The organism is Streptomyces pseudogriseolus, assembly GCA_002154585.1.
Classification (GTDB): Bacteria; Actinomycetota; Actinomycetes; order Streptomycetales; family Streptomycetaceae; genus Streptomyces; species Streptomyces pseudogriseolus.
This window is the reverse complement of the sequence record MUNG01000192.1, coordinates 1-9,222: the sequence shown is the minus strand read 5'-3', so window position 1 is coordinate 9,222 and position 9,222 is coordinate 1. Positions and strand designations below refer to the sequence as shown.

Annotated in this window: 10 protein-coding genes; 1 reads left to right on the top strand and 9 read right to left on the bottom strand. The window is 70.0% G+C overall.

Annotated elements, in window-relative coordinates:
* From prcA to arc, 6 genes are all read right to left on the bottom strand, one after another.
* A partial coding sequence (prcA, locus tag CCN29_RS35980) for a proteasome subunit alpha (RefSeq protein WP_442538406.1) occupies positions 1-388 on the bottom strand: 388 nt, incomplete at its 3' end.
* A gap of 43 nt (positions 389-431) precedes the next feature.
* Positions 432-1,277, bottom strand: coding sequence for a proteasome subunit beta (gene prcB, locus CCN29_RS18120; RefSeq protein ID WP_006132293.1), 846 nt, complete (start codon positions 1,275-1,277; stop codon positions 432-434).
* Positions 1,229-1,405 carry an endonuclease domain-containing protein gene (locus CCN29_RS18115; protein ID WP_373297259.1) on the bottom strand — a complete coding sequence of 59 codons (177 nt, stop codon included), beginning with the start codon at positions 1,403-1,405 and terminating at the stop codon, positions 1,229-1,231. The genes prcB and CCN29_RS18115 overlap by 49 nt, the downstream gene beginning before the upstream one ends.
* A gap of 187 nt (positions 1,406-1,592) precedes the next feature.
* Positions 1,593-1,811: a ubiquitin-like protein Pup gene (locus tag CCN29_RS18110; RefSeq protein WP_006132292.1), complete on the bottom strand. Its 219-nt coding sequence runs from the start codon at positions 1,809-1,811 to the stop codon at positions 1,593-1,595.
* A gap of 199 nt (positions 1,812-2,010) precedes the next feature.
* Positions 2,011-3,522: a depupylase/deamidase Dop gene (gene dop, locus CCN29_RS18105; RefSeq protein ID WP_006132291.1), complete on the bottom strand. Its 1,512-nt coding sequence runs from the start codon at positions 3,520-3,522 to the stop codon at positions 2,011-2,013.
* A gap of 233 nt (positions 3,523-3,755) precedes the next feature.
* A complete protein-coding gene (gene arc / locus CCN29_RS18100; RefSeq protein ID WP_006132290.1) occupies positions 3,756-5,522 on the bottom strand; it encodes a proteasome ATPase in 1,767 nt (588 codons plus the stop codon).
* A gap of 251 nt (positions 5,523-5,773) precedes the next feature.
* Between arc and CCN29_RS18090 the strand changes: the two genes are divergently transcribed.
* Positions 5,774-6,073, top strand: a complete 300-nt coding sequence (locus CCN29_RS18090) for a ferredoxin (protein ID WP_006132289.1) — start codon at positions 5,774-5,776, stop codon at positions 6,071-6,073.
* Positions 6,074-6,152: 79 nt separating this feature from the next.
* Here CCN29_RS18090 and CCN29_RS18085 read toward each other — a convergent pair whose 3' ends face one another.
* From CCN29_RS18085 to CCN29_RS18075, 3 genes are all read right to left on the bottom strand, one after another.
* Positions 6,153-6,731: a hypothetical protein gene (locus tag CCN29_RS18085; RefSeq protein WP_006132288.1), complete on the bottom strand. Its 579-nt coding sequence runs from the start codon at positions 6,729-6,731 to the stop codon at positions 6,153-6,155.
* A gap of 218 nt (positions 6,732-6,949) precedes the next feature.
* Positions 6,950-7,852: a tRNA (adenine-N1)-methyltransferase gene (locus tag CCN29_RS18080; protein WP_006132287.1), complete on the bottom strand. Its 903-nt coding sequence runs from the start codon at positions 7,850-7,852 to the stop codon at positions 6,950-6,952.
* Between the two features lie 61 nt (positions 7,853-7,913).
* The coding region (locus CCN29_RS18075) for a site-2 protease family protein (RefSeq protein WP_442538405.1) at positions 7,914-9,222 on the bottom strand (1,309 nt) is incomplete at its 5' end.

Here is a 9,222-nt window from a genome sequence, read left to right as displayed (position 1 = left end):
CCCCGACCTCGGCCACCACCAGCTCCACCTCGTACGGCTTCTCCCCCACGCTGGAGAAGATCGTGCCGAGCGTCTGCGCGTACACGTTCGCCAGACCGCGCGCGGTGACGTCACCGCGGTCATAGGTGTAACCCCGCAGATCGGCGTACCGCACGCCACCGATCCGCAGATTCTCGTACTCGTTGTACTTGCCCGCCGCGGCGAACCCGATCCGGTCGTAGATCTCGCTGAACTTGTGCAGCGCACGGGACGGGTTCTCACCGACGAACACGATCCCGTCGGCGTACTGCAGCACGACCAGGCTGCGGCCACGGGCGATGCCCTTGCGGGCGTACTCCGCCCGGTCGGCCATCGCCTGCTGAGGTGAGACATAGAACGGCGTCGACACCGGTTACCCGTCCCTTTCTGTAGAAGTCACTGGAGCCCCTGCGTCACAGCAGCGAGGCCCGCGGACCGTCCGGCTGCTCCAGCCTGCGCTCCAGCACGGACCGGGCGATGTCGGACGACTCGTCCTCGGTGAGCCGGCGGTAGCCGTCCTCGGTGATCACGGTGACGATCGGATAGATCCGGCGGGCGACATCGGGACCACCGGTCGCCGAGTCGTCGTCTGCCGCGTCGTACAGCGCCTGCACCACCAGCGTGGTGGCCTCGGCCTCGCTCAGGTCGTCCCGGAACAGCTTCTTCATCGCACCGCGCGCGAAGACCGACCCGGACCCGGTCGCGGCGAAGCCCTGCTCCTCGGACCGTCCGCCGGTGACGTCGTAGGAGAAGATGCGCCCCTTCTCGCGGTCCACGTCGTACCCGGCGAAGAGCGGCACCACGGCCAGGCCCTGCATGGCCATGCCCAGGTTGGAGCGGATCATCGTCGACAGCCGGTTCGCCTTGCCCTCCAGCGACAGCTGCGCGCCCTCGACCTTCTCGAAGTGCTCGAGCTCGAGCTGGAACAGCTTGACCATCTCCACCGCCAGGCCCGCCGTGCCGGCGATGCCGACGGCCGAGTACTCGTCGGCCGGGAACACCTTTTCGATGTCACGCTGCGCGATCACGTTCCCCATGGTGGCCCGCCGGTCACCGGCGAGGACCACACCGCCGGGGAAGGTGACGGACACGATGGTGGTGCCGTGCGGCGCCTCGATCACGCCCTGCACGGGCGGCAACGTCCTCCTGCCCGGCAGCAGCTCCGGCTGGTGCTCGGAGAGGAAGTCCATGAAGGAGGAGGAGCCCGGCGTCAGGAAGGCAGCCGGCAGTCGCCCGGTGCCAGTCGTATTGGCTTCCACGAAGTTCCTTCCAGGTAGGCAGCTGCCCGACGAACAGCGTCGGGATCATCTCCCAACTTGCCGATGGCCGAATTGCAGTTGAAGCACATTACGCCACGGACCCTACCCGCCCCACAGCAATGATCCACATTTACGACGACAGCTTCTGGAACAACCCCTCGGCCCGCCCCGGAGCCGGGCGGACGCCACCCGCGGCCGGCCCCAGGCCGGCCGCGGACGGCGCCCTCTCCCTACGTCTCACCACGGTGACCGCCACGTGTCCACCGACCACTCACCGCGGCGACTGCCGTTGCCGAACCGGCGAAGCCGGTGAGGCTACTCGCCGCCCTTCTGCACGAAGGACCGCACGAAGTCCTCGGCATTGGCCTCGAGCACGTCGTCGATCTCGTCCAGGACGTCGTCCACGTCGTCGCTGAGCTTCTCGTGACGCTCCTTGAGGTCCTCCGAAGCCTGCGCCTCCGCCGCCTGCTCCTCGACCTCCTCGGTGGACCGCGTGGCCTTCTGCTGTCCGCCGCCGGTGTCCTTGGTCGCCATCACCCTCACCCCGCTCGGTTCGCCCGACACAGTTGCTCGGTCAAGATCAGACCCTACTCGCCGGGTCCGACAATGCCCCCGCAGTTGCTCCAACGTACGGGGACCACCTCGATGATTCCCGGACGGGCGGTTTTCCACCCTGTCCGGGCCGGTCCGTCCCGGACACCCGCAGGTACCCGCGCGGCGGCGGATCACCCGCTCACCCGCCGGACAACACCCTGACCAGGTCTTCCGCCGTCCGGCAGCGGTCCAGGAGCGCCTTGACGTGATTACGCGTTCCGCGAAGCGGTTCCAGGGTTGGCACCCGCTGGAGCGAGTCCCGGCCCGGCAGATCGAAGATCACCGAGTCCCAGGAGGCCGCCGCGACGTCGTCGGCGTACTGCTCCAGGCACCGCCCGCGGAAGTAGGCGCGGGTGTCCTCCGGAGGCGCCGTACGGGCGCGCTCGACCTCGGCCTCGTCCAGCAGCCGCTTCATGCGTCCGCGGGCCACCAGACGGTTGTAGAGGCCCTTCTCGGGGCGCACGTCGGCGTACTGGAGGTCGACCAGGTGCAGCCGGGCCGCGTCCCAGTCGAGGCCGTCCCGGCGCCGGTAGCCCTCCATGAGCTCCCGCTTGGCGACCCAGTCCAGCTCGCCGGCGAGGCTCATCGGGTCGTTCTCCAGGCGGGTGAGCGTGTCCTCCCAGCGGGCGAGGACGTCCTTGGTCTGCTCGTCGGCGTCGGCCCCGAAGCGCTCCTCGACGTACTTGCGGCCGAGCTCGTAGTACTCCATCTGGAGCTGCACGGCGGTCAGGGTCCGCCCGCTGCGCAGCGTGACGAGGTGCTTCAGGGAGGGGTCGTGCGACACCTGGTGCAGCGTCCGTACCGGCTGGTCGACGGCCAGGTCCACCGCGATGAACCCGTCCTCGATCATGGACAGCACCAGAGCCGTCGTGCCGAGCTTGAGATAGGTCGAGATCTCGGAAAGATTCGCGTCGCCGATGATCACGTGCAGCCGCCGGTACTTCTCGGCGTCCGCGTGTGGCTCGTCGCGCGTGTTGATGATGGGGCGCTTCAGCGTGGTCTCGAGGCCGACCTCGACCTCGAAGTAGTCCGCCCGCTGGCTGATCTGGAAGCCGTGCTCGTGGCCGTCCTGGCCGATGCCGACCCGGCCGGCGCCGGTGAAGACCTGCCGGGAGACGAAGAACGGCGTCAAATGGCGCACGATGTCCGAGAAGGGGGTCTCCCGCTTCATCAGGTAGTTCTCGTGCGTGCCGTAGGACGCGCCCTTGTTGTCGGTGTTGTTCTTGTACAGGTGGATCGGCTGGGCGCCGGGAAGCTGCGCGGCCCGCTCCGCCGCCTCCGCCATGATCCGCTCGCCCGCCTTGTCCCACAGCACGGCGTCCCGCGGGTTGGTGACCTCGGGGGCGCTGTACTCCGGATGGGCGTGGTCGACGTAGAGCCGCGCGCCGTTGGTCAGGATGACGTTGGCCAGGCCGATGTCCTCGTCGGTGAGCTGGCTGGCGTCGGCGGCCTCGCGGGCGAGGTCGAAGCCTCGCGCGTCCCGCAGCGGATTCTCCTCCTCGAAGTCCCAGCGGGCCCGGCGGGCCCGGTGCATCGCCGCCGCGTAGGCGTTCACGATCTGGGACGAGGTGAGCATGGCATTGGCGTTGGGGTGGCCGGGAACGGAGATTCCGTACTCCGTCTCGATGCCCATTACTCGCCGTACGGTCATGCGGCCCTCCTTGCCCGGCGGCGTCCCCGGTCGGGGGCGCCGCAGTACCGCTGGCGCTCCGGTGCGTGTGCGGTGCCCGTCCCCGCACTGCGCGACTCGGCGGTACGGAAGAGCCTAGAACGCCTTTGCGCTGGTGGGGAGATCATTTGCGTCATTGCTGTGCTCCAGCCGTGGCACCGGAAAAGCAGTCGGCTGCGGGTACCCGTGGTGGGCACCCGCAGCCGCCCTCGCTTTTACAGGTACTGACCGGTGTTCGCCACCGTGTCGATGGAGCGTCCGGTGTCCGCGCCCTGCTTTCCGGTGATGAGGGTGCGGATGTAAACAATCCGCTCGCCCTTCTTTCCGGAGATCCGGGCCCAGTCGTCCGGGTTGGTGGTGTTGGGCAGGTCCTCGTTCTCCTTGAACTCGTCCACACAGGCCTGGAGGAGGTGGGAGACGCGCAGGCCCTTCTGGTTCTTCTCCAGGAAGTCCTTGATCGCCATCTTCTTGGCGCGGCCCACGATGTTCTCGATCATGGCGCCGGAATTGAAGTCCTTGAAGTACAGGACTTCCTTGTCGCCGTTGGCGTAGGTGACTTCCAGGAAGCGGTTCTCCTCGGATTCCGCGTACATCTGTTCCACGGCGGTCTGGATCATGCTCTGGACCGTCATGGCCTTGTCGCCGCCGTGCTCGGCGAGGTCGTCGCCGTGCAGCGGGAGGCGCTCGGTGAGGTACTTGCCGAAGATGTCCTTGGCCGCCTCGGCGTCCGGACGCTCGATCTTGATCTTCACGTCCAGCCGGCCGGGGCGCAGGATGGCCGGGTCGATCATGTCCTCACGGTTGGAGGCGCCGATCACGACCACGTTCTGCAGGCCCTCGACACCGTCGATCTCGGCGAGCAGCTGCGGGACGATGGTGTTCTCCACGTCCGAGCTGACGCCGGAGCCGCGGGTGCGGAAGAGGGACTCCATCTCGTCGAAGAAGACGATGACGGGGGTGCCCTCGCCGGCCTTCTCCCGGGCCCGCTGGAAGACCAGGCGGATCTGCCGCTCGGTCTCACCGACGTACTTGTTCAGCAGCTCGGGGCCCTTGATGTTGAGGAAGAAGCTCTTGCCTGCGGCCTGGCCGGTGACCTCGGCGACCTTCTTGGCCAGCGAGTTCGCCACGGCCTTGGCGATGAGCGTCTTGCCGCAACCGGGGGGCCCGTAGAGCAGGACGCCCTTGGGCGGGCGCAGCTCGTGCTCCTTGAACAGGTCCGGGTAGAGGTACGGCAGCTCGACCGCGTCGCGGATGGCCTCGATCTGGTTGCCGAGGCCGCCGATCTGCTCGTAGCCGATGTCGGGGACTTCCTCGAGGACGAGCTCCTCGACCTCGCTCTTGGGCACGACCTCGTAGACGTACCCGGAGCGGGGCTCCAGGAGCAGGGCGTCGCCGGCGCGGATGGTGACGTCCAGCAGCGGCTCGGCGAGCCGCACCACCCGTTCCTCGTCGGTGTGGCCCAGCACCAGGGCCCGCTCGCCGTCCTCGAGGATCTCCTTGAGGGTGACGATCTCGCCCACGCGCTCGAACTCCATGGCCTCGACCACGTTGAGCGCTTCGTTGAGCATCACTTCCTGGCCGCGCCGGAGCTCCTCCAGCTCGACGTTCGGGCTGACGTTCACCCGCAGCTTGCGGCCGCCGGTGAAGATGTCGGCCGTGCCGTCCTCGTTCGCCTCGAGGAACACGCCGAAGCCGGCCGGGGGCTGGGCGAGCCGGTCGACCTCCTCCTTGAGGGCCACGATCTGGTCGCGGGCCTCACGGAGGGTGGTCGCCAGCCGTTCGTTCTGGGCGGACACGCCGGCCAGGTTGGTCTGCAGCTCGACGATCCGCTCTTCGAGAATTCTCGTGTGCCGCGGAGAGTCGGCGAGCTTGCGTCGCAGGACGGCGATCTCCTGCTCAAGGTAGGCAATCTGCCCGGCCGGGTCGTCGGACCCGCGTCCCGGGCGGATGCCGCGGTTCATGTCGTCGTCGTGGGCTGCCACGGTCCTCACCTCCTCCAAGGGGAGCTGGACGCTTCCAGACCCTACCTGGGCGGGTGTCGATTGAAACCCCTAGATCACAAAGACGGTCGGGGTGTGTCCGATCTTCACCCTTGCGCTCTCCCTCACGCCAGGGGAATACCCACCGAGAATGATCGGAACCCAGGCGGCGGTAGGGTCGACGTGTTCAACACCCGTCAGAGCTGGCCCAATTCCCGCACGGCTCGGCGCAGCACAGGGCAGGAGAGACGATCGTGCAGCAGGAGGCCGCAACCGCCGCCGAGGCCCTGGAGGTCTGGATCGACCAGGATCTGTGCACCGGCGACGGCATCTGCGTCCAGTACGCGCCCGAGGTGTTCGAGCTGGACATCGACGGTCTGGCGTACGTGAAGAACGACCGGGACGAGCTGCTCCAGGACAAGGGCGCGGCAACGCCCGTGCCGCTGCCGCTCCTCACGGACGTCGTCGACTCCGCGAAGGAGTGCCCCGGGGAGTGCATTCACGTCCGGCGCGTTTCGGACAGCGCCGAGGTGTACGGGCCCGACGCGGGGTGACCGCCGCCGCACGACGGGTCACGGCTGTCCGGTTTCTCACCGTCCGGGAGCGCGCGGCCGGCGTGCGCCCGCGCGCGGGTCACACGCTCCGCGCGTCGGACGGCGTCGACCGGACGAACGCGCCGTTGTCCCAGCGCCACTTCACGGTCTCGCGCACGTCGGGGCAGCAACTGGGCACGTCGGCGGACGAGTAGCCGAGCAGTGTGGCGGTGACGTCCCCGCCGCGTACGGCGAAGTCGTCGACGTTGGTGCGGTCCTTGGGGTCGACGAGGGTGGCCACCACGCGCGGCTCCGCGCTGCCGGCCGCCTGTGTGAGCACGTAGACGCCGTCGGGCGGGGTGCCCATCGGGGCGTCGCAGTGGACCGCGACCGCCGTCTCGGGGCGGCCGTCGCCGTCGAGGTCGCCGGACGCCTGCTTCTTCACCACGAGCTTCACGGGACCGCAGTCGAGCGGGAACTCCACGCCGTCCGGGTCGGGCGGCAGCGCCTTTGCCGGGGCGCTCCTGGTGTGCGGGGCGTCCGGCGCCGCGGCGGTCGCGTGGTCGGGCTGGAGGACGGAGGAGAGCGCCACGACACCGGCGACGGCCGTGGCGGTGGCCATCCAGTGGATGGGCCGGGCGTGCGTGTGGGCGAGCTCCGGAACGGCGGAAGGCTGCACGAGGAGTGTCTCCTGTGAGGGCTGTGCCGGTGGGGGTGGCCAGCATCGTGCCACACGTCACAGGACGGAGGGAACGGCGGGGTCCGCAGTCGTCGCGCGGAGGGCCGTGGAGGTCCGGTACGGGCCCGGACGCCAATGCGTCGGCGCCGTGGCGCAGTTCCCGTTGAGGTACGGGAACTGCGCCACGGCGCCGGAGCGTTGAGGGGGTGCGGGCCGGGTCAGCGGCCGGTGCCTCCGTCGGCGTTGGGACCGGAGTAGTCCTCGCCGTAGGCGCCCTTGGCCGGGCGGCGCCGGCGCATGGGCGGCTCGACGCCGTCGGCGAGCCGGCGGGCGGTGAGCAGGAAGCCGGTGTGGCCGATCATCCGGTGGTCGGGGCGGACGGCCAGGCCCTCGATGTGCCAGTTGCGGATCATCGTCTCCCAGGAGGTCGGCTCGTTGAAGCAGCCGATCTCCCGGATGGACTCCACGGTCCGGGCGAGCTGCGTGGTGGTGGCCACGTAGCAGCAGAGGATGCCGCCGGGGACGAGCGCCTTGGATACGGCCTCCAGGCACTCCCAGGGGGCGAGCATGTCGAGGATGACGCGGTCGACGTCCGTGTCGGACAGGTTGTCCTGGAGGTCGCCCACGGTGAGCTGCCAGGCGGGGTGCGGGCCGCCGAAGTAGCGCTCGACGTTCTGCCGGGCGATGTCGGCGAAGTCCTCGCGGCGCTCGTAGGAGTGCAGCATGCCCTGGTCGCCGATGGCGCGCAGCAGGAAGCTGCTGAGCGAGCCGGAGCCCACGCCGGCCTCGACGACGCGCGCGCCGGGGAAGATGTCGGCGAAGGCGAGGATCTGCCCCGCGTCCTTCGGGTAGACGACGGCTGCCCCTCGGGGCATGGACAGGACGTAGTCGGGGAGCAGGGGGCGCAGCGCGAGATAGGCGACGTTCCCGGTGGTGCGGACAACGCTGCCCTCGGGAGCGCCGATCAGCTCGTCGTGGGGGAAGGAACCCTTGTGGGTGTGGAAGTTCTTCCCGGCCTCGAGCGTGAACGTGTAGTGGCGGCCCTTGGGGTCGGTCAGCTGTACCTGGTCCCCGACCTTGAAGGGCCCGCGCCTGCGGGCGGCACCGGTCGGTTCGGACATGTGACCAGCCTACCGGTCCGCGGAGGGCCCGCCGACCACGGCCGGCGGCCGGGGTGACGGGTCAGGAGGGGCGTGCCATGGCCTTGACGAAGGCGCGCTCCACGTCGGCGGCGGACAGCACGCCGTAGATCTCGCCGGTCTCCTCGACGACCAGGTACTCGGTGGCGGGCGTCGCGCGCAGCGCGTCCAGCAGCTCCTCCCCGGCCAGTTCCGCGGAGACGCGCATGCCGTGGGTGATGTCCTGGGCGAGGGTGCCGACCGGCACCCAGGGGCGCCGGTGCTCCGGCACGCCGACGATGCCCGCCTCGCGCACCAGGGACCTGGGCACGCCGTCGGCGTCGACGACGACCAGGGCGCGGGCGCCGGCCGCGTTGGCCCGGCGCAGCGCCTCGGAGAGCGGGGTGTCGCTCTCCACGGGGACGGCGCGGCGGGTGAGGGTGCGGGCCCGCAGCTCGGGCAGGTGCTCGCGCAGGCGTGCCATGCGCAGGCTGTTGCCGGCGCCGGTCCAGATGATCGCGGCGAGGATGGCGGCGAGCAGGGCGTCCAGCACGGTGTCCATGCCGACGTTGTCCACGGCGTCGGAGCCGAGCGCCCCGGACTGGGTGAGCAGCGGCAGTCCGATCAGCACGCAGACGGCGAGGGCGCGGCCCACCCAGGCAGCGGCGACGGTGCCGGTCATGGGCCGGCCGGTGATCGCCCAGACGACCGCGCGGAGCATCCGGCCGCCGTCCAGCGGCAGGCCGGGCAGCAGGTTGAAGGCGGCCACGATGAGGTTGGACACCATCAGTCCGGCCAGCAGCACGCCGGGCACGCTGCCGGGGTCGACGGCCAGCAGGCCGAGGTAGAACAGCCCGGCCAGCACCAGGGAGAGCAGCGGGCCGACGAACGCCAGCACGAACTCCCTGCCGGGTGTCTCGGCCTCCTTCTCGATCTCGGAGACGCCGCCGAAGAACTGGAGCTGGATGCGGCGCACCGGGAGCTTGAAGCGGAGGGCGGCGAGGGTGTGGGCGAGCTCGTGCACCAGCACGGAGGCGTAGAAGGCCACCGCGAAGAACAGGGAGACCAGGTAGCTGACCGCGCCCAGCTCGGGCAGGACGCGGTCGATCTGGCCGCCGAACACCCAGGTGATGAGGATGGCGACGAGGAACCAGCTGGGCGCCACGTACACGGGCACGCCGAAGGGGCGGCCCATCAGCAGCCCGCCGCGGCGCCGCTCCTCGGGGCGCCGGGGAGTCTGTCCGTCGCCGCTGCCGGAGTGGGCGAAGGGGTGGTCGGGGTGTGCCGGGGCGCGGTCGCGGTCCTGGCCGGGCGCGGAGCCGGCGGCGCCGGTGTCCCGGGGCGTACCGCCCTCGGAGGCCGGGGTGTGGGCG

Excerpts from the sequence above, each read along its gene's own strand:
- CCN29_RS18110 (WP_006132292.1), bottom strand. The coding sequence starts at position 1,811 with ATGGCGACCAAGGACACCGGCGGCGGACAGCAGAAGGCCACGCGGTCC.
- dop (WP_006132291.1), bottom strand. The coding sequence starts at position 3,522 with ATGACCGTACGGCGAGTAATGGGCATCGAGACGGAGTACGGAATCTCC.
- CCN29_RS18080 (WP_006132287.1), bottom strand. The coding sequence starts at position 7,852 with ATGTCCGAACCGACCGGTGCCGCCCGCAGGCGCGGGCCCTTCAAGGTC.